This window comes from Streptococcus sp. X13SY08 (assembly GCF_001182825.2).
Lineage (GTDB): Bacteria > Bacillota > Bacilli > Lactobacillales > Streptococcaceae > Streptococcus.
In genome coordinates, this window is the sequence record NZ_LFYO02000003.1 from 263,041 (window position 1) to 282,417 (window position 19,377).

The 19,377-nt window shown below is 40.7% G+C and carries 20 protein-coding genes and 3 pseudogenes; 14 read left to right on the forward strand and 9 right to left on the reverse strand.

Translation table 11 applies throughout. The features are described 5' to 3' along the window. Positions 1–12 precede the first annotated feature (12 nt). The 6 genes and pseudogenes from AEX56_RS06995 to AEX56_RS07020 form a co-directional block, all read right to left on the reverse strand. A complete protein-coding gene (locus tag AEX56_RS06995; protein WP_049618484.1) occupies positions 13–237 on the reverse strand; it encodes a hypothetical protein in 225 nt (74 codons plus the stop codon). Between the two features lie 211 nt (positions 238–448). Beyond that, positions 449–823, reverse strand: coding sequence for a DUF956 family protein (locus AEX56_RS07000; RefSeq protein WP_049618485.1), 375 nt, complete (start codon positions 821–823; stop codon positions 449–451). 77 nt (positions 824–900) lie between these two features. Beyond that, positions 901–1,812 (reverse strand): PTS system mannose/fructose/sorbose family transporter subunit IID, encoded by a 912-nt coding sequence (locus tag AEX56_RS07005; protein WP_049618486.1) that lies wholly within the window; start codon positions 1,810–1,812, stop codon positions 901–903. A 19-nt stretch (positions 1,813–1,831) separates the two neighbouring features. Further along, positions 1,832–2,583: pseudogene (locus tag AEX56_RS07010) on the reverse strand (PTS mannose/fructose/sorbose transporter subunit IIC). A 110-nt stretch (positions 2,584–2,693) separates the two neighbouring features. Further along, positions 2,694–3,683, reverse strand: a complete 990-nt coding sequence (locus AEX56_RS07015) for a PTS sugar transporter subunit IIB (RefSeq protein ID WP_049618487.1) — start codon at positions 3,681–3,683, stop codon at positions 2,694–2,696. 584 nt (positions 3,684–4,267) lie between these two features. Further along, complete coding sequence (locus AEX56_RS07020; RefSeq protein WP_049618560.1) at positions 4,268–5,080, reverse strand: Cof-type HAD-IIB family hydrolase; 813 nt, start codon at positions 5,078–5,080, stop codon at positions 4,268–4,270. A gap of 273 nt (positions 5,081–5,353) precedes the next feature. Between AEX56_RS07020 and AEX56_RS07025 the strand changes: the two genes are divergently transcribed. From AEX56_RS07025 to lytR, 10 genes and pseudogenes are all read left to right on the forward strand, one after another. Beyond that, complete coding sequence (locus tag AEX56_RS07025; RefSeq protein ID WP_049618488.1) at positions 5,354–6,802, forward strand: NCS2 family permease; 1,449 nt, start codon at positions 5,354–5,356, stop codon at positions 6,800–6,802. Positions 6,803–6,937: 135 nt separating this feature from the next. Next, positions 6,938–7,794: pseudogene (locus tag AEX56_RS07030) on the forward strand (LacI family DNA-binding transcriptional regulator); the annotation flags it as partial. Next, positions 7,793–8,579, forward strand: a pseudogene (locus AEX56_RS07035) (ribokinase). The pseudogenes AEX56_RS07030 and AEX56_RS07035, both read left to right, overlap by 2 nt. Then, positions 8,554–8,952, forward strand: a complete 399-nt coding sequence (gene rbsD / locus AEX56_RS07040) for a D-ribose pyranase (protein ID WP_049618489.1) — start codon at positions 8,554–8,556, stop codon at positions 8,950–8,952. The pseudogene AEX56_RS07035 and the gene rbsD overlap by 26 nt, the downstream one beginning before the upstream one ends. A 14-nt stretch (positions 8,953–8,966) precedes the next feature. Next, on the forward strand, positions 8,967–10,445 hold the full coding sequence (locus tag AEX56_RS07045) for a sugar ABC transporter ATP-binding protein (RefSeq protein ID WP_049618490.1): 1,479 nt from the start codon (positions 8,967–8,969) through the stop codon (positions 10,443–10,445). Positions 10,446–10,447: 2 nt separating this feature from the next. Continuing rightward, positions 10,448–11,392 (forward strand): ABC transporter permease subunit, encoded by a 945-nt coding sequence (locus tag AEX56_RS07050; protein ID WP_049618491.1) that lies wholly within the window; start codon positions 10,448–10,450, stop codon positions 11,390–11,392. Positions 11,393–11,409: 17 nt separating this feature from the next. Beyond that, the gene (locus AEX56_RS07055; RefSeq protein ID WP_049618492.1) at positions 11,410–12,372 is read left to right on the forward strand and encodes a substrate-binding domain-containing protein; all 963 of its coding nucleotides are present in this window, start codon (positions 11,410–11,412) and stop codon (positions 12,370–12,372) included. A 91-nt stretch (positions 12,373–12,463) separates the two neighbouring features. Further along, complete coding sequence (tsaE, locus tag AEX56_RS07060) at positions 12,464–12,904, forward strand: tRNA (adenosine(37)-N6)-threonylcarbamoyltransferase complex ATPase subunit type 1 TsaE (RefSeq protein ID WP_049618561.1); 441 nt, start codon at positions 12,464–12,466, stop codon at positions 12,902–12,904. Beyond that, positions 12,897–13,433 carry a GNAT family N-acetyltransferase gene (locus tag AEX56_RS07065; RefSeq protein WP_049618493.1) on the forward strand — a complete coding sequence of 179 codons (537 nt, stop codon included), beginning with the start codon at positions 12,897–12,899 and terminating at the stop codon, positions 13,431–13,433. The genes tsaE and AEX56_RS07065 overlap by 8 nt, the downstream gene beginning before the upstream one ends. Continuing rightward, entirely contained in the window at positions 13,420–14,577 is a 1,158-nt protein-coding gene (gene lytR / locus AEX56_RS07070; RefSeq protein WP_049618494.1) for a glycopolymer--peptidoglycan transferase LytR, read from the forward strand. The genes AEX56_RS07065 and lytR overlap by 14 nt, the downstream gene beginning before the upstream one ends. Positions 14,578–14,602: 25 nt before the next feature. On the opposite strand, the gene AEX56_RS07075 is transcribed toward lytR, so the two are convergent. Both AEX56_RS07075 and AEX56_RS07080 read right to left on the reverse strand, forming a co-directional pair. Then, complete coding sequence (locus AEX56_RS07075) at positions 14,603–14,905, reverse strand: hypothetical protein (protein ID WP_049618495.1); 303 nt, start codon at positions 14,903–14,905, stop codon at positions 14,603–14,605. 15 nt (positions 14,906–14,920) lie between these two features. Continuing rightward, a complete protein-coding gene (locus AEX56_RS07080; protein ID WP_049618496.1) occupies positions 14,921–15,334 on the reverse strand; it encodes an HIT family protein in 414 nt (137 codons plus the stop codon). A 66-nt stretch (positions 15,335–15,400) separates the two neighbouring features. Here AEX56_RS07080 and AEX56_RS07085 point away from each other — a divergent pair, with 66 nt between their 5' ends. Genes AEX56_RS07085 through trmB form a run of 4 tightly spaced genes read left to right on the forward strand, consistent with a single transcriptional unit; the run spans position 15,401 to position 18,655 of the window. After that, a complete protein-coding gene (locus AEX56_RS07085) occupies positions 15,401–16,135 on the forward strand; it encodes an ABC transporter ATP-binding protein (RefSeq protein ID WP_049618497.1) in 735 nt (244 codons plus the stop codon). Then, entirely contained in the window at positions 16,132–17,178 is a 1,047-nt protein-coding gene (locus tag AEX56_RS07090; protein WP_049618498.1) for an ABC transporter permease, read from the forward strand. Before AEX56_RS07085 ends, AEX56_RS07090 begins: the two co-directional genes overlap by 4 nt. Before the next feature lie 50 nt (positions 17,179–17,228). After that, positions 17,229–18,023, forward strand: coding sequence for a cell cycle regulator CcrZ (gene ccrZ, locus AEX56_RS07095; RefSeq protein WP_049618499.1), 795 nt, complete (start codon positions 17,229–17,231; stop codon positions 18,021–18,023). Beyond that, on the forward strand, positions 18,020–18,655 hold the full coding sequence (gene trmB / locus AEX56_RS07100) for a tRNA (guanosine(46)-N7)-methyltransferase TrmB (RefSeq protein WP_049618500.1): 636 nt from the start codon (positions 18,020–18,022) through the stop codon (positions 18,653–18,655). Before ccrZ ends, trmB begins: the two co-directional genes overlap by 4 nt. A gap of 174 nt (positions 18,656–18,829) precedes the next feature. Here the strand turns inward: trmB and AEX56_RS07105 are convergent, their stop codons facing one another. Further along, entirely contained in the window at positions 18,830–19,357 is a 528-nt protein-coding gene (locus AEX56_RS07105; protein ID WP_131542182.1) for a TetR/AcrR family transcriptional regulator, read from the reverse strand. Between the last annotated feature and the right edge of the window lie 20 nt (positions 19,358–19,377).

The window sequence follows — 19,377 nt, forward strand, 5'->3', positions numbered from 1 at the left end:
AAAAAGTGTGGGTCAGTCGGTAAAGTCGTCAAGCGAAATAGCAACCGATGGATAGTACGATAATTGAGCAAGATTAGTATCAAGTGGTAGGTCGTAGATTGCTAAATAATCTCCGGGGAATTCCTTTTTGAAATCAGTCATTTTTTCAGCTATAGACTCAGAATCTGTCGAGGCGTAGAGAACTTCAACGACTCCTTCTGAACGATTCGCAAAAGCATGGACAATGATTTGAATCATAGACGTTTACCTCCTGAAAATAAAAACACTTTTTGTCATGCTGGAGCGAGTTACCGCGGTTCCATCCAGCTTCCACAAAAAGTGCTTGATTGTTTATGTAATTTTTTCTAACGGTAGAATTTCACATTGTCCCAATATCTGCTCGCAGCCACCGCAGACTTTCTGAAAAAGGAAACAATCCTACTTATCCGTTGGAAATATTATACCCTATTTATTTTTTTTTGGCAAATAGATTTTGGATGCCACGACCAATGGTTTGCAGTAAAGTTGGTAGTTGCACTACTTTTTCATTGCCAATATAATGACGAGCGATTTTTAAAATACTGCCTGAATCTTTTGATGCAAATAGAAATTTTCCTTGAGCTGTATAGACTTCAAAGTGACGGCTAATTTTCTTACCCGAAACATTGGCTCCAATCTTCTCTACATCCGCCCATGGAATTTGAACGAAGCGCTCTACGTTGGCATCCGGATAAAATTCGAGAGCCTTTTCCCCAATCAAAAATTTACCAACTTTTCCGCCCAAATCCATGTAAGAAACGCCGGTAGTATGTAATTCAACTGTACTATTGAGTGATTGCGCCATGAGTTCTCCTTTTCTAATCTGTTTCAGTATACCATAAAGGGCTTCCCGAAGGAAACCCATATGTGTAATATTTTGGATTACATGATACCAAATACGCGAGCAAGGATACCAACTGCAAACAATCCGATGATGATTGTGATTGGAGAAACTTTTTTCTTCAATAACCACATACAGATGAATACAAGAAGTAAGTTCATGAAGCCTGGAATCAATCCATCCAAGTTTTGTTGGAAGGTTGTAACTTTAGTTGGTGTTTGTGACAAACCTTGTCCAACTTGTTCAAAGGCTTGACGAATACCTTCGCTGCCATCAGCTAATTTATCCCAGTGGATGTAAGCTTTCTCATCAAGTGGCACTTCAGATACGTTGAAGGCAAACTTGATAGAAACCCAACGTTCAGCTAAGACAGCCAAGATGAACATACCAAGGATAGAAGCACCTTTAGTGATATCTTGGAGGATACCACCAGACATGTCTTTAGTGATTTCTTTACCTGATTTATAACCAAGCTCTTGTGTATACCATAAGAAGGCCATACGAATTGCATTCCATGCTACAAAGAAGAGGATTGGTCCAATGACGCTACCACCAAGTGCAAGTGAAGCACCAAGGGCACCGAGGATAGGACGAACAGTAAACCAGAAGACTGGGTCACCAATACCAGCAAGAGGCCCCATCATACCGATTTTTACCCCTTGGATAGCAGCATCGTCAATGTCAGTACCATTTGCACGCTCTTCTTCGAGGGCAAGTGTTACACCGACGATAGGAGCAGCTACGTATGGGTGAGTGTTGAAGAATTCCATGTGACGAGTAAGAGCTGCTGCACGGTCTTCTTTAGTAGTGTAAAGGCGTTTCAAAGCTGGAACAAGTGTGTATGCCCACCCCAAGTTTTGCATACGCTCATAGTTCCAAGATGCTTGAAGAAGGGTTGAACGCAACCAAACTTTGCGGCGTTCTGCTAATGAAAGTTGAATTTTTTCTGACACGTTAATTTCTCCCTTCTTCTTAGTAATCATCTAAGATGTCGCCGATTGGGTCATTTGATGCGCTCACAGCTCCACCATTGCCACCTTTTTTAGAAAGGTTAAGGTAGATAAGAGCCATTGCAACACCGATTGTACCCATAGCGATAAGTGTCAATTGTGTAACAGCAGCAAGTGCGAAACCAAGGGCAAAGAATGGCCATACTTCGCGAGTTGCCATCATGTTGATAACCATAGCGAAACCTACGGCAACAACCATACCACCGCCGACTTGCATACCACCTTGGAGCCAGTCTGGCATGAGTTCAAGGGCTGAACGCACTGCATCTGCTGGGATAGCAAGAAAGGCTGCAGCAGGAAACCAAAGTCGCCACGTTCAGCAGCAGCATCCGCACCGTGAACCAAACCAACGGAAATTGTACGAACAATCATAGTCAAGAAAAGACCAGCAACTGCAAGAGGGATAGCAAGACCTTGGGCAACAGAGATGGCTTGAAGTGAGAAGTCGCCACCTTTGATCAAGATGATCGCAGCTGCTACAGAAGCAAGGGCAGTATCCGGAGCAACAGCGGCACCGATATTTGCCCAACCAAGGGCAACGAGTTGAAGAGTACCACCAAGAGCTACACCTGCAGCCAAGTTACCAGTTACAAGACCGATTAATGTACATGCAATCAATGGTTGGTGGAATTGGAATTGGTCGAGGATTCCTTCCATACCTGCGAGGAAGGCAACAACAACAACCAAAATCGCTGAAATAAGTGAAATATCCATGATAAATCAACATTCCTTTCGTTTGTTAAAGTTTTCAAGTTGTGACTTGAATGAATGGAGACAGTAGAATTGTAAAGCTTTTAAATAAAATGTTTAATAGATTAACAGATTTATTTAACGTTTGCTTTTTTAATCAATTCAAACAAGTCTTTTTTAGAGTCGTTTGGTACTTTGCGGACATCGAATTTAACACCCAAGTCACGCAATTTTTCAAAGGTTGCAACGTCTTCTTTGTCCATTGACAATACATTGTTAACCATTGTTTTACCAGTTGAATGCGCCATTGAACCAACGTTCAATTCTGGAATTTTTATGCCACCTTCGATAGCTTCAAGAGCTTCTTGAGGTGTTTCGAAAAGAATGAGCGCGTGTGTACCACCAAAACGTGGGTCTTTTGAAATTTCAATCAATTTCTTGATTGGAATAACATTCGCTTTAACGTTACCTGATGCAGCTTGTTTAATCAAGCTTTTACGAAGCTCGTCTTGAGAAACTTTGTCTGAAACAACGATGATACGATCTGCCTTAGAAGCAGGTGTCCAACCAGTAGCAACCTGACCATGTAAGAGACGAGTATCGATACGAGCAAGATTGATTTTCAACTTGCCATCGCCAATGACTGTTCCTTCTGGAATAGCACTTTTTGGTGCTTCGCTCGCAACAGCAGCAGGTGCTTCAACTTGAGGTTCTAATTCTTCTGGAAGAACCTTGACACCGTCACGTGCTTCTTTCAAAATATTTGCCGCAACTTGTTCCACGCCAGCAGAAGCATCCATCATGCGTTCTGTATAAGCCTGGATCAACATTGGCAAGTTAAGACCTGTCAAGATAACGAATTTACGATCTGGATTTTCTCCAGCAACGCGACTTGCTTGGTTAAATGGTGATCCACTCCAAAGATCGGCCAAGACCAAGATTTCGTCATCTGCATCAAATGCGTCAATGGCAGATATGAACTTGGCATGTAAATCATCTGGACCTTCGCTTGGCATAAAAGTAACAACTTGTACTTTTTCTTGTTCGCCAAAAATCATAGAGCCAGATTGATGAATACCAGCTGCAAATTCGCCATGGCTTGCAATAATGATTCCAATACTCATTATTGATCCTCCTAAATTTTTTTGTCGGCCAACCCACGATATTATAGGCAGTTTAATGACTAATGCTATTATAACCGCTTTCACATCTTCTGTCAAGTCCTTTTTTGTTGCATCAGATAAAAACCATGAAAGGAGGAGAACAAGGCGTTCAGTCTTTCAAAAATTTTCATGAAACTCTCAAGTTGCCTTTAAATTTCTAAAATTATTATAGCAACATTCGAAAGGCAAATAACGAAACGGAGAAAGCATAAGAAAGCTGAGTAAAGTTGTGTTAGAATACTTGTGTTTCTAGGTTTATTATTCACAGTTTGTGATTGAAGAAGTGATAAGGTGACAATTACTCCCTATTTAGGAATGATTGCTTCGAACATGGCCTTGTCTGGATTTAGCTTGACCTATATTCTATTGTATAGCAAATGGTAGTGGAGAGCGCTTCGCCTGTTAGAGAGCTCTTGCCCCCATAGTTGTGATTGATTTGTTTTTGTAAATAGATAGGTATTTAACAAGTGGATAAACAGAATTGGTAATGGGCAATAATGAATGGAGTCTAAGTAAAAAAGCTCGGTTGCTCGAGCTTTTGTCATCTATAGAAGAAGTTTTTCCAGTTCACGAGCGACACCGTCCTCGTCGTTATTAAACTCGGTCATGCGGTCAGCATACGGAATGAGGGTGTTACTAGCGTTTTTCATAGCATAGCCAATTCCTGCCAATTGTAGCATTTCAATATCGTTATGCTCGTCTCCGAAGGCAATTAAATCTTGCGGATCTGCCTGCAGTTGATCTAGAAGGTAAGTCAATCCGGCAGCTTTGGTCACTCCTTTGGCGCATGTTTCGAGAATGTTGAGTGGCCCACCCCAGGTGTTGATCTCGATTTCGTCGTTGAAGTAGTCCGTCATTTCAGCAGCTAATGCGTACTTATCTTGGGCATGTGTCTGCATGAGGATTGAATGGGGATTTTCTGTGATGAGATTGGGTTGAATGAGGGTTTCTGGGAGAATTTCCTCTACTCCGAATAGTTTCGGGTCAATTTTATCCAAATGTTGCTGGGTCACAAAGAATTTTTTCTTGTATTCACCTGCAATAAAATCTGCCTGAAATCGACGTTCTTGTTTCAAAAATTCAATTAGATACTGCTTATCAATGAGACTGGATTGCTCCCATTGCCATTTTTTATGAGGGATATGGACTAAAGAACCATTAAAATTAATCATAGGAGTATCCAATTGCAATTCCTTATAATAGCTGTCTGCCATTCGATATGGTCTTCCAGTTGCAATAAGAACGATGTGACCGGCTTCTCTTACTCGTTTAATCGTTTGGATGGTATAGTGACTTAATTGGCTATCTGAGTTTAGCAGGGTACCGTCCAAATCTAAAGAAATAATTTTTTTCTTCATATTATATATACGTACAAATATCTTTCTTTTTTTATTTTCACTTTGAATATATTCAAAAAGTATACCAAAATCTAGGATGATAATCAAAAATGAAGGAGAAATAGGCATGTTTGTGTATTTTTCACGACAATATTCGGTTTTTAATCATAAAATTCGGAATTTACTTTTATTTTTTATAAAATGAAGCATTTTCTTAAATGAAATCATTGAAAAAAGAATAATTTTGGTTTATGATTTTAATATAGTTCGTAAAATAAGGAGATTTTTAGAAAAATGGAACAATTTTTCAAGCTAAAAGAACACGGAACAACCGTGTCAACTGAAATCATGGCAGGTTTGACGACTTTCTTCGCCATGAGTTATATTTTATTTGTTAACCCTGCCATCTTGGGTGCAGCAGGCATGCCGACACAAGCTGTTTTCTTGGCGACCATCATTTCTGCAGTTATTTCAACCCTTATCATGGGCTTGTTCGCAAATGTACCTTATGCTTTGGCACCGGGGATGGGCTTGAATGCCTTCTTTACCTACACAGTGGTCTTTGGGCTTGGTTTTACTTGGCAAGAAGCGCTAGCCATGGTCTTTATCTGTGGTTTGTTCAATATTTTTATCACTGTCACAAAAGTTCGCAAGAGCATTATCAAAGCCATTCCCATTAGCCTTCAACATGCTATTGGTGGTGGTATCGGAGTTTTTGTTGCCTATCTCGGTTTTAAAAATGCCAATATCATTGATTTTTCATTATCAGCTGGCAATATCGTAGCCATTAATGGTGCTAGTCCAGATGTGGCTGATTTATCGCAAGGTGTTCAATCTATTGCTGCAAATGGTGGTGTGGTAGCTGCTATTTCTACCTTTACTGATCCAGCAGTACTTTTGGCCATCATCGGACTATTTCTCACAGCTATTTTGGTTATTAAAAATGTCCGTGGTGCTATCTTGATTGGGATCGTTGCAACGACTCTTCTTGGTATTCCAATGGGGGTTGTAGATCTTTCAACAATTAGTTTTTCAAATAATATCGGTTCAGCCTTTGGCGAACTTGGTACAACTTTCTTCGCTGCTTTTGGTGGAATGGGCTCACTCTTTAGTGATTCAAGCCGCTTGCCACTTGTTCCCATGACGATTTTTGCATTCTCATTGTCAGATACATTTGACACACTTGGTACCTTCATTGGAACTGGTCGTAAGACAGGTATCTTCTCTGCTGAAGATGAAAAAGCTCTTGAAAATTCTTCTGGATTCTCTTCAAAAATGGACCGTGCCCTCTTTGCGGATGCTATCGGTACCTCAATCGGTGCCCTCTTTGGTACATCCAATACAACCACTTATGTAGAGTCTGCAGCAGGTATTGCTGAAGGCGGACGTACTGGTTTGACAGCAGTGTCAACGGCAGTTACCTTCTTACTTTCCATTATTCTTTTGCCTATTATCGGAATTGTCCCTGCAGCAGCAACAGCACCTGCTTTGATTATCGTCGGTGTGATGATGGTTTCTTCTTTCCTTGATGTGGATTGGAGCAACTTCGAAGATGCGCTTCCAGCTTTCTTTGCAGCCTTCTTCATGGCTCTTTGCTATTCCATCTCATACGGTATTGCAGCGGCCTTTATCTTCTACTGTTTGGTAAAAGTAGTAAAAGGTCAAGCAAAAGACCTTCATCCTATTCTCTGGGGAGCAACAGCACTCTTTATCTTAAACTTTGTCATTTTGGCAATCTTATAATCAAACTATCGTGCTATCGAAATTCATCAGTTGATCTGGTGAATTTTTTTGAAAAAAATCCTTGACAAGAAAAAGGAAAACGGTTACAATTTAAAATGTGAGAACGGTTCCAAAAAAATTGAGAAGGAGATTGAAATGGCAACCATTAAGCAAGTAGCCCAAGAAGCTGGCGTATCAAAGTCCACTGTTTCAAGATATATTTCTCAAAAAGGCTATGTGGGTGACGAAGCACGGCAAAAAATCAAATCAGCCATTGAAAAACTGCATTATAATCCAAATGTGCTGGCTCAATCCTTGAAAACAAAGAAAAATCAATTAGTAGGTCTCTTACTTCCAGATATTTCCAATCCCTTTTTCCACGATTGGCGCGAGGTGCGCAAGAATTTTTAAAAGAACAGGGCTACCGAGTGATGTTGGGGAGTCTCTCCGATAGTGCTGTGCTGGAAGAAGAGTATCTGCATGTTTTACTACAGAGTAATGCAGCGGGCATTATCACAACGCATGATTTTACTCTGCAACACCCTGAAATTACAATTCCTGTGGTCGTTGTTGACCGTGTTGGTCAAGAAACGCAATATGGCGTCTTTTCTGATAATAAAGCTGGTGGCCGTTTGGCTGCGGAAGCGATTTGTCAGGCAGGTGCCAAAAATATTTTATTGATTCGAGGTCCTCTTGATGGAGCTGAAAATATCAACCAGCGTTTTGAAGCCAGTCGCTCTTATCTGATGAAACAAGACAGGAACTTTTCTATTTGTGATAGCGATAGTTTTGATTTTGAACGGATTCAAAAAGAAGCGCGTGTCTACTTAGAAGAGTTTCCTGAGGTTGACAGTATTATTGCACCTTCGGATATTCATGCCATCGCTTATATTCATGAATTATTGTCACGAGGAAAGCGAATTCCTGAGGATGTTCAGGTGATTGGCTATGATGATATCTTGATGAGTCAATTTATTTATCCATCTTTGTCAACCATTCACCAATCTTCCTATCAATAAGATTGTTGTAGTAGGAAGTGTCTCCATGGATTTGGTCATGGAGACAAACCGAGTTGCAGAGCAAGGGGAGACGGTTTTTGGAGAGCGTTTTTCCATGGTTCCTGGTGGTAAAGGAGCCAATCAGGCAGTAGCTCTAGGGCGTCTGCAGACAGAAGAAGATCAAGTTTCCATGCTGGGAGCGGTCGGGAATGACTCTTTTGGTCCGATTTTATTAGAAAATTTGAAGAAAAATCAAGTGATTGCGGACCATGTGGGAACGGTACGCAGATATGGTTGTCTTGCAAAATGAAGTTCCACACGAAGTCAATCTTTCCATTGCTCGTTTTTGCAAAGAAAAGGGAGTGAAGGTTCTCTATAATCCTGCCCCTGCTCGTTCTACTGATTTGGAGATGCTTGACTTTGTTGATTTCATCACTCCTAATGAGCATGAGTGTCAAGAATTATTCCCTGATAAAAGCTTGAAAGATGTGGTGGCATCTTACTCGAATAAATTGATTGTGACACTTGGAACCAAAGGTTCTATTTTCCACGATGAAGAAGAATTGCAGGAAATTCCGGCTATTCCAGCTCAAGCGGTAGATACGACAGGTGCTGGAGATACCTTTAATGCAGGTTTGGCCTACGCTATTTCAAAAGGATTGAAGATTAAAGAGGCGTTAGCTTTTGCAACAATTGCGTCCCAACTATCGGTTCAAAAATTTGGTGCCCAAGGTGGCATGCCATATCTTAAGGAAATGAAGGAGCATCCAAAATATGAAAAAAACTTGCATTTTGAATAGTAACATTGCAAAATTAGCAGCAGATTTGGGACATACTGACAGAGTCTGTATAGGGGATTTGGGCTTACCCGTTCCATCGGGAGTAGAAAAAATTGATTTAGCCGTAGTCTCTGGTCAACCAACTTTTCAAGATGTTCTGGACATGTATCTGGAACATATCGTGGTAGAAAAAGTCATTTTAGCAGAAGAAATTAAGACAGTTAATCCAGATCAATGGCAAGCAATTTTAGATAAATTGGGAAATCAAGTGGAAGTGATCTATGTCTCTCATGAGGACTTGAAAAGAGCGAATCATGAGGTCAAGGCGGTCATTCGTACAGGTGAAAATACGCCTTATTCCAACATTATTCTACAATCTGGTGTGACCATCTAGAAAGGAAGTAGTCAATGAAAATTGAAATGACGGGCATTTCTAAATCATTTGGAAATAACCGAGTCTTGGAGAGTATTGATCTAGTACTTCGTTCTAGTGAAATTCATGCTCTTATGGGGGAAAATGGTGCAGGGAAATCGACCCTGATGAACATTTTGACAGGTTTGTTCCCAGCGACTTCAGGGACCATATTTATTGATGGTAAGGAAACTACCTTTTCAAATCCGCAAGAAGCAGAGCGCTTTGGGATTAGCTTTATTCACCAAGAAATGAATACTTGGCCAGATATGACCGTTCTGGAAAATTTATTTTTGGGACGAGAAATCAAAACAAAATTGGGGCTTCTGGACCAGACTGCCATGCGAACAAAAGCAAAAGAGGCTTTCCAACGTCTGGGAGTCACCATTCCACTCAACACCATTATTGGAGACTTATCTGTTGGGCAACAGCAAATGATTGAAATTGCCAAAAGTTTACTGTCAGATGTTTCCCTTCTTATCATGGATGAACCGACGGCTGCCCTGACAGATCGTGAAACGGAAAGCTTATTTGCTATTATTCGTAGTTTGAAGGCTGAGGGTGTCGGGATAGTTTATATTTCTCACCGCATGGAGGAAATTTTCCAGATTACAGATCTTGTGACAGTCATGCGTGATGGAATTGTAGTGGATACCAAAGAAACTGCTCAAACCAATCCTGATGAATTGGTTAAGAAAATGGTTGGGCGTGAGATTGACGACTATTATCCAGAAAAAACAGCGACTCTTGGGGAAGTTGTATTTGAAGCAAGCAATCTGACAGGCAAGGCATTTCAAGATGTTTCATTCCAGGTTCGAAGCGGAGAAATTCTTGGTTTTTCAGGATTGATGGGAGCAGGTCGAACAGAAGTCATGCGGGCGATTTTTGGTATTGATCCACTTTTTGCAGGAGAAATGAAGTTAAATGGAGAAACTCTGCAGATTCAAGAACCTACGCAAGCTATCGCAAAGGGGATTGGATTCTTAACAGAAGACCGAAAAGAAGAGGGACTCATTTTAGATTTTTCTCTCAAGGATAATATGACCTTGCCTAGCATCAAGGATTTTAGTCCAAAAGGTTTCTTCGACGAGAAAACGAGTACAGATTTTGTGCAAAGTTTGATTGAACGCTTGCGGATCAAATCGGGAACACCTACTATGCCCGTGGGCAATTTATCGGGAGGCAATCAGCAAGAAGTTATCTTATCCAAATGGATTGGAATTGCTCCGAAAGTGCTGATTCTTGATGAACCGACACGCGGTGTTGACGTTGGTGCCAAACGTGAAATCTATCAATTGATGAATGAATTGGCAGAACGTGGAGTTCCGATTATCATGGTGTCTTCAGACTTACCTGAGGTTTTGGGAGTGAGTGATCGGATTTTGGTCATGCACGAAGGAAAAATTAACGGAGAATTAAGCCGTAGAGAAGCGACACAAGAAAAAGTCATGCAGTTGGCAACAGGAGGAAAATAACAGTGAAACAAGTGATGAAATATATGTCGGAGTTGACGACTCTGATGGCTTTGATTGGATTGATGATCATTATCACCATCATGAATCCTAATTTTTTAACCACTAATAACCCACTCAATCTTTTGCTCCAAGTGACAGCAAATGGATTTATCGCCTTTGGGATGACTTTTGTTATCTTAACTGGTGGAATTGACTTGTCCGTTGGTTCTGTCTTGGCTTTATCCAGTGCCTTGTCAGCAGGTTTGATTGCAGGTGGTTTTCCAGTTCCAATCGCGATTTTAGCCGCGGTTCTACTAGGTGGCATTTTTGGAATGTTGAATGGGTTGCTGGTGGCTTATGGCAAGTTAGCGCCTTTCATTGTTACCTTGGCGACCATGACAATCTTTAGAGGGGCGACACTGGTCTATACAAATGGAAACCCTATGACACATGGATTGAGTGATAGTTTCTTATTCCAATTCTTGGGACAAGGTTATATTGTTGGGATTCCTTTCCCAGTTATCTTAATGTTCTTAGTGTTTGTTATCTTATACGTCTTACTTCATAAAACAGCCTTTGGGAAATCTGTCTACGCGCTAGGAGGCAATGAAAAAGCAGCGTACATCTCAGGTGTCAAGTTGAACAAAGTTAAAATCATTATTTACACCATTTCGGGAATGATGGCAGCCATCTCTGGATTGATTATCACTTCTCGATTGAGTTCGGCACAACCTACAGCAGGTGCAAGCTATGAGATGGATGCGATTGCGGCTGTTGTCTTAGGTGGAACCTCTTTATCAGGCGGTAAAGGTCGCATTCTAGGAACCTTGATTGGGGCATTGATTGTCGGTGTTCTGAATAATGGTTTGAATATTATCGGTGTATCAGCCTTCTGGCAACAAGTTGTCAAAGGGATTGTCATTTTAATTGCAGTTCTACTTGATCGTTTTAAAGTAGCAAAATCATAAAGGAGTTTTAACATGAAATCTACAAAAAAATCGGCTTTTTTGCCCTCATCGTCTCATTTATTCTTGTCCTAACAGCTTGTGGAGCAACTGGTCTGGGCAATGGTGCTGGAAAATCTTCTGGTGAAGTAACGAAAAAAGAAGCCAAAGAATTGAACTTGGGTGTATCTATTTCAACGACCAATAATCCTTATTTTGTGGCCATGAAAGATGGTTTGGATGGCTATGTAAAAGAAACAGGAGTTAGTTTGAAAGTTGCTGACGCTCAAGATGATGCAGCACGCCAAGCGAATGATGTGCAAAATTTCATCAGTCAAAATGTTGATGCTATTTTGATTAACCCAGTTGACTCAGATGCCATTGTTCCGGCTATCAAAGCAGCCAATACTGCCAATATTCCAGCTATTTTGATTGACCGCGGTAGTAACGGTGGAGAAGTATTGACAACTGTAGCATCTGATAACGTGGAAGCAGGTAAAATGGCTGCAGATTTTGTTGTAAAACAATTGGGTGAAAAAGCAAAAGCCGTTGAGTTGTCAGGCGTACCTGGTGCCTCAGCAACTGTCGACCGCGGAGAAGGTTTCAACAGCGTCGCAAAAGAAAAACTAGATGTTTTATCTAGCCAATCTGCAAACTTTGACCGTGCCCAAGCCCTTAATACGACACAAAATATGATTCAAGCTAACAAAGATGTGCAAGTGATTTTTGCTCAAAATGATGAAATGGCACTTGGGGCATCTCAAGCTGTTAAATCTGCTGGCTTGCAAAATGTTTTAATTGTTGGTATTGATGGGCAACCAGATGCTCATGATGCAATTGAAAAGGGCGATATAACTGCCACAATCGCTCAACAACCAGCTAAAATGGGTGAAATTGCTATCCAAGCAGCCATTGATCATTATCAAGGAAAAGAAGTGGAAAAAGAAACCGTTTCTCCAATTTACTTGGTAACCAAAGAAAATGTAGCCCAATATAACTGGTAATTTGTAACTATTTGACCCCATCCGTTTTCCAGATGGGGTTCTTTTCTGTCAAAAAATGACAAATGTATCCTTCTGTGCTATAATGTTGACCATGTATAGTCAAAATGAAGCCGAATTAATTTCCATCGGAAATCGCATTGGACAACTTCTTGAAGCTGGCCATGTTCTGGTCTTATCTGGAGATTTAGGTGCAGGGAAAACTACTTTAACCAAGGGAATTGCCAAAGGGCTGGATATCCGTCAAATGATTAAAAGTCCAACCTACACCATCGTCCGTGAGTACGAAGGACGTTTGCCTCTTTATCACTTAGATGTCTATCGTATAGGGAATGATCCCGATTCTATTGATTTAGACGACTTTCTTTATGGGAATGGCGTGACAATCATTGAATGGGGGGAACTACTAGATGCCTCTATTCTGGGTGATTACTTGCTCATTCGTTTGGAAAAAGTGGATGATGGCAGAGCTTTAGAATTCGAGGACCATGGGCCACGGAGCCATGCTTTAAAGGAGGCGATCCTCGGTGGTTGAACATGAAATTTTCTTTGAAGAAGCGGAACCAGAGGATGCGCAATCCATCATTGAATTTATGAAGGATGTTGCCCATGAGACGGATGCCATTGTGTTAGAAGAAGATGATTTTCCTCTGAATCATCAACAAATGGCCGTCTTTTTAGACGACAGTCTTTGTCGTTTAGATCAGCTTTGCTTTGTAGCAAAAATGAATGGAGACATTATTGGCCTTATCAATGTCCGAACTGCGAGAACCTACACTTTGTCGCATATAGGAGATGTTTTCATTGCCGTTAAAAAAGCTTACTGGGGGCATGGACTTGGTCGTATACTGCTGGAAGAGACCGTGGAGTGGGCGAGACGAAATCAAGTTTTAAAACGTTTAGAGTTAACTGTTCAGGTTCAAAATGAACGGGCGGTTAATCTCTATCATTCAGTTGACTTTGCTATTGAGGGCACAAAGAAACGTGGTGCACGAACAATAAAAGGAGAGTGGCTAGACCTTTATGATATGGGTCTGCTCATAGATGAAGATGACAATTGGTAAAAAAATTGCTTGGATGATGGCAGCCTTGGTTGTATTGACTTTAGGAGCGGTTGCTTTGTATGGTGGAACCTTGCTCAATTACTCAAATCAAGCAGCTTCTAAAACGTTTAAATCACTTGGTCGGGAAGAGGACAAAGTGATTGAAGCGACAAAACCATTGACTATTTTGTTGATGGGAGTAGATATGGATCAGGCGACACGCGGTGGTGACTGGGAAGGTGGTAGAAGTGATTCCATGATTTTGGTCACAGTCAACCCCAAAACCAAGAAAACAACCATGATGAGTCTGACGCGTGATATTATGGTTGAATTGGCGAATCCAGATGGCACATCTGCTGGAACGACTGAAAAACTCAATCACTCCTACGCTTACGGACAAGCCCCTATGGCGATTGCGACCATTGAAAAAATGATGGATGTTAAAATTGATCGTTATGTGCAAATCAACATGGATGGGATGATGGAGCTGGTAGATGCTCTTGGAGGAATCAAGGTCAATAATACGCTTGGTTTTACTATTTCTATCGGAGCTCAGGAGCCTGCCTATACTGCTACTGTTGATCCGGGAGAGCATCTGGTTAATGGGAACCAAGCCTTGGTTTATGCTCGCATGCGCTATGATGATCCAGAGGGAGATTTGGGGCGACAAAAACGTCAGCGTGAAGTGATTCAAGCCTTGCTACATAAGTTATTAAATCTTGATGGAATTACTCAGTATCAGAAGATTTTAGATGCGATGGCAAATAATATGCAAACAGATATTGAGATTTCAACCGGCACTTTTCCGAGTTTACTAGGCTACCGCGATTCCTTAAATACGATTGAAACCTATCAATTGGATGGTGAGGGTGAAATGGTGGACGGTCTTTCTTACCAAATTCCAACCAATGACCATCTTTTGGAAATGCAAAATGTGATTAAGTCCTCTCTTGGTTTGCCAACTAGTACAGAGTTGACAACCAATGTGAAAACTTTTGAGCTCTTATTTAATCAACCAAGCAGTATCTCAGTAACGGATGTGTATACCGGTCAGAGAACAGAAGCAACTTTAGCACCTGAAACTTCAGATGCAGAGGTATCACTATCAACAGCTGATGAAGCAAATCAGCCAACTACGACAGAAAAAAACACTTATACACAATAAAAAGAGAGGCTTGGCCTCTCTTTTACTATTTTTCATCTTGATCGGTGCTGTACCTTTCTTGAAATTTTTCGATTTCTGAAAGATTTCCGGCTATGCTTTGTTTATAGGTGCGGAGTTTGTATTGGAAATCTTTGAGGAGCTCAGTGACAGGCTCTTGATAGGCCTTTAGTCGTTCAATATTTTCTTGAACAGCCTGATAATCCTTTTTGGTCTGCTTCGTTAAAGCAGCTGTTTCTTTAGCTTCTGAAATGATTTCTTTTCGATTTTTGGTTACCCAGTAGGAGAGAGCAGCAACTCCGCCTGCTAGGATAAGGTGTTTTAATTTCATATTATTTCTCCTTGCTTAGTTGGTGAAATGGAGTTGTTCTGATAATTGTGCTAAGGCTGGGAAATCAGGTTCATGAGCGGTAAAGCCAATCTGTAGTTCGTCGTTCTGGTCGTAACGAGGTAGAAGATGAATATGGGTGTGGAAAACGGTTTGACCTGCCGCCTCTTCATTGTTATTGATGACGTTAATTCCTTTTGCACCTAATTGATCCTTGAGTCGACGAGCAATAGCAGGAACTTTGGCAAATAAAGCGCTAGCGGTTTCTTCGTTCATGTCGAGGATATTGCGCGCATGTTTTTTGGGCACAACAAGGGTGTGTCCTTTTGTAACTTGTGTAATGTCAAGAAAAGCTAAAACTTGTTCGTCTTCATAGACTTTTGAAGCAGGAATTTGACCTTGAATTATTTGACAAAAAATACAATCACTCATCTTGGGGAGGCCTCCTTTAAGGAAAATTTGTTATAATACTAGTATACCAAAATGTTGGAGAAATGTATGTTAGAAGTAAATGGAGTGACAGGAGGCTACGCCAATATCCCTGTTCTCAAAGATGTCAATTTTCAGGTTGGGGATGGTCAGTTGGTCGGTTTGATCGGTCTCAACGGTGCAGGTAAATCCACGACCATTAAAGAAATTATTGGTCTCTTGACGCCTTATCAAGGTCAAATTTTGATTGATGGAGATAGTCTCTTGACCAATTCAGAAAGTTATCGTAAAAAAATTGGCTTTATTCCAGAAACACCGAGTCTATATGAGGAACTAACCTTGAAAGAACACTTGGAAGTTGTGGCTATGGCTTATGATTTAGAGTGGAAAGTAGCCTTTGCGGGTGCTGAACGACTCCTCAAACTTTTTCGATTGAATGAAAAATTGGACTGGTTTCCTGTTCAATTTTCGAAAGGGATGAAGCAAAAAGTCATGATTATCTGTGCTTTTATGGTGGAGCCAAGCCTCTTGATTGTGGATGAGCCTTTCTTAGGTTTAGATCCTGTCGCCATTCAGGATTTGATTGATTTACTTGCTGAGGAAAAGCAAAAGGGAACCTCTATTCTTATGTCAACCCACGTCCTAGATTCAGCGGAAAAAATGTGTGATAGCTTTATTGTTCTTCATCACGGACAAGTTTTAGCTGCAGGAGATTTGACAGCTCTGCGCCAACAATTTGGTAAAGAAGATGCGAGTTTCAACGACATTTATTTGGGCTTGACCCAAGAGGGAGTCGGTGCATGAAAGAACTGTTTCAACAGCGTCGGACTTTGTTTCATAGACGCTGCATCAAATACTTGCGCTATGTCTTGAATGGCCACTTTGTCTTGATTTTGATGGTGTTTTTGGGATTTCTTTTGTCGCAATATCGGGCTGTCTTGGTAAATTTTCCAGACAATCCATGGTTGGTTGTTCTACCTCTTGCAGGTTTGACTTTGCTCTTGCTGTTTGCAGGAAAGATAGCGACTTATTTGGAAGCCGCTGATCAGACATTTCTTTTACCTAAAGAGCAAGAGGTCTTAGCAGAAATTCATTCAGCCAACCAAAAATCCTTCCTGTTATGGGGAAGTCTTCAAGTATTGGGGCAATTGCTTGTTTATCCGCTCTATCTCAAATTAGGTCTGTCCCCACTTGTTTTTGGAATATTTATCCTTCTTCTTTCAGGAATAAAATATTGGCTTTTTCAGCATCGATTCAAGCAATTCCAAGGCCCTGCGGGACTCAGATGGGATTGGGCAATTAATCAGGAAACTCAACGTCAACAAGTCATCTTGCAATTTTTTTCTCTCTTTACCAATGTCAAAGGAATTTCAACTAGTGTAAAACGCCGGAAATATCTAGATGGATTACTTGGTTTGGTAAAAAAAGATTACAAGTATACGTGGTCCTATCTGTATTTTCGAGCATTCTTGCGGTCGGGTGATTTTTTCCACTTGACCTTGCGCTTATTAGGACTTAGCATGGTGTTCTTGATAGTCATCAAGGAGGCTTGGTTATCTGTTGGGATGGCAGTAGTATTTGACTACCTTTTGCTGTTTCAACTCCTATCTCTCTATAGCGTGTATGACTATCAATATCTGAGTCAATTGTATCCCGTTCAGGAGAGCCTTAAGAAATCTGGCTTTGAACGAGTGATTCGGATGATCTCCTATGCAGGAATTGCTCTGCAAATTTTGTTAGGAATTTTCTTCGTGACGGACAAAGCGTATCTTTTGTTCTTGCTTGGTTTAGGCATTTTCCTCAATCAGTTGTATTTACCCATGAAATCCAAAAAATTGATTGACTAAGTGACTGAAAACTAGTAAAATGGTAAGGTATTTTTAGAAGGAGGACGGGCATGCAATTTGAAAATAGTGGCCTGCAATTACAATCAATTTCAGGCAACAGTGGGAAAGCATTCAAAGGGCTCCGTTCAGATGGGACGGCTGTTTTTGTCAAGTATGAAATGCCTCCTATTGTATCTGTGCTTGCGCGTGAGCAAATTACGCCACCCGTATTGTCGACCAATCGCGAGGTGGGTGTTGGCAATCGTGTTGAACAAGAATGGCTCAATGGTCATACGTTGAAACTCCAGGGTATGGCAGGGAAGCAAGTACGCCAAATCTTGGTCCGTATGCACTTTTCACGTATCTTGGTCAACCAAGCTTTACAGTTGAATTACACTTACAAAGAACCGCGAGATTTGATTCAACAATGGCAGAAAGAAGCGCCTAACCGTTTGCGTCAGAATTCCTATCTACAGTCCGTTTGTCAGGATTTGCTTGCAACAACACCAGAATTCCGTCAAGAAGTTGCGACTTTTGTTCATGGTGATTTGCATCATACAAACTGGATTGAGACAACAAGTGGTCTGGTCTATTTGACGGACTGGGAAACTGCTTGTTTGACAGACCGTATGATGGATGTAGCCTATCTGTTGACTCATTATATTCCACGTGTATCGTGGCAAGAGTGGCTCAAGGAATATGGCTACAAATACAACCGTACAGTCTTGGATAAGGTCTATTGGTATGGTCAATTGGGCTATCTCAATCAAATCCTCAAACATGCAGAAAGTTATAATCTCGAAGCGGCTAATAAGGAAATTTACGCCCTTCGTCAATTTAGAGAGACATTTTATAAATCACTATGAGAGTTAGAAAACGTAAAGGTGCAGAAGAGCATATTGAAAACCATGCTCATCTCGTCATCTTAAATCCAGAAGACGCCAAGGGAAAATGGCATCAAGTATTTGGTAACGATCACCCCATTCATATTGAAGTGGGATCTGGTAAGGGTGCCTTTATTACTGGCATGGCTTTGCAAAATCCAAATATCAACTGTATTGGGATTGATATCCAATTATCTGTCTTGAGTTATGCTTTGGATAAGGTAGTAGAAAGTCAAGCGCCAAATGTACGTCTCTTGCGGGTAGATGGTTCAAGTTTGACCAACTATTTTGCCCCTGGCGAAGTAGACATGATGTATCTGAATTTTTCAGATACATGGCCAAAAAATAAACATGAGAAACGCCGTTTGACTTACAAAACTTTCTTAGATACCTACAAGGAAATTTTACCCGAGCATGGAGAAATTCATTTCAAGACGGATAACCGTGGTTTGTTTGAATATAGCTTGGCCAGCTTCTCCCAATACGGAATGGCGCTGAAGCAAGTTTGGTTGGATCTTCATGCTAGCAACTTTGAAGGCAATGTGATGACAGAATATGAAGAGAAGTTTTCAAAAAAAGGACAGCCAATCTACCGCGTTGAAGCAAAATTTTAGATAAAAAACGAGAGTGGAACGAAAATCAGTCATTTTAAAGGAATGACATTTCGTCTCCACTTTCTTTTTTAGGTATTCGACTAAAAAAGGTCTATTCTGGCCCCCTTTTCTCACTAGACTTTCAAAAAAATATAAAAAATAAGTTTGGGACCATTTTTATCCCAAACTTATTTTTTATATGCGAACTGCACGATGAATGATATCCGCTAATTCAGCGGGCGCTTCTTGGAAGTCGCTTCGTATCCATTCAAAAATGATACTTTTGATAGTAAGGATATAGAGATTGAAAGCATAGTGCACAGGAATCTGATAACCTTCCACAAGTTGTTTTTCTAAATCAACAATGTTGGATTTTTTAATGGTGTCGGAAATGTATTTTTCCGTGATCTGATTCACATTCGGAAGATGGTCAAGAAGAACGCCGGCTATAGCTTTATTCTCATAAATATACTCTAAAACTTCAGTTAGAATCGGCTGACCAAAATCTAAATCTTGGCTCAAAATATCAGTTATTTTGTTTAATGCTGTGTTGATAATGCTAATAACTAGATCTTCTTTGCTGTTGAAGTGATAATAGAAAGTTCCACGGCTAATGTTCGCTAACTCTATAATGTCAGAGACGCTGATGTCTTTTAATGGCTGTTCCTTTAACATAGTTGCGAGAGTTCTCACAATTTTCATTCGGGTTTCTGATCGTTTCAAAAAATCACCTACCAATCTTC

Coding starts and splice junctions, on each gene's coding strand:
- AEX56_RS06995 (WP_049618484.1), bottom strand. CDS start 237: ATGATTCAAATCATTGTCCATGCTTTTGCGAATCGTTCAGAAGGAGTC.
- AEX56_RS07000 (WP_049618485.1), bottom strand. CDS start 823: ATGGCGCAATCACTCAATAGTACAGTTGAATTACATACTACCGGCGTT.
- AEX56_RS07015 (WP_049618487.1), bottom strand. CDS start 3,683: ATGAGTATTGGAATCATTATTGCAAGCCATGGCGAATTTGCAGCTGGT.
- AEX56_RS07020 (WP_049618560.1), bottom strand. CDS start 5,080: ATGAAGAAAAAAATTATTTCTTTAGATTTGGACGGTACCCTGCTAAAC.
- AEX56_RS07025 (WP_049618488.1), top strand. CDS start 5,354: ATGGAACAATTTTTCAAGCTAAAAGAACACGGAACAACCGTGTCAACT.
- rbsD (WP_049618489.1), top strand. CDS start 8,554: ATGAAAAAAACTTGCATTTTGAATAGTAACATTGCAAAATTAGCAGCA.
- AEX56_RS07045 (WP_049618490.1), top strand. CDS start 8,967: ATGAAAATTGAAATGACGGGCATTTCTAAATCATTTGGAAATAACCGA.
- tsaE (WP_049618561.1), top strand. CDS start 12,464: ATGTATAGTCAAAATGAAGCCGAATTAATTTCCATCGGAAATCGCATT.
- lytR (WP_049618494.1), top strand. CDS start 13,420: ATGACAATTGGTAAAAAAATTGCTTGGATGATGGCAGCCTTGGTTGTA.
- AEX56_RS07075 (WP_049618495.1), bottom strand. CDS start 14,905: ATGAAATTAAAACACCTTATCCTAGCAGGCGGAGTTGCTGCTCTCTCC.
- AEX56_RS07080 (WP_049618496.1), bottom strand. CDS start 15,334: ATGAGTGATTGTATTTTTTGTCAAATAATTCAAGGTCAAATTCCTGCT.
- AEX56_RS07085 (WP_049618497.1), top strand. CDS start 15,401: ATGTTAGAAGTAAATGGAGTGACAGGAGGCTACGCCAATATCCCTGTT.
- AEX56_RS07090 (WP_049618498.1), top strand. CDS start 16,132: ATGAAAGAACTGTTTCAACAGCGTCGGACTTTGTTTCATAGACGCTGC.
- ccrZ (WP_049618499.1), top strand. CDS start 17,229: ATGCAATTTGAAAATAGTGGCCTGCAATTACAATCAATTTCAGGCAAC.
- trmB (WP_049618500.1), top strand. CDS start 18,020: ATGAGAGTTAGAAAACGTAAAGGTGCAGAAGAGCATATTGAAAACCAT.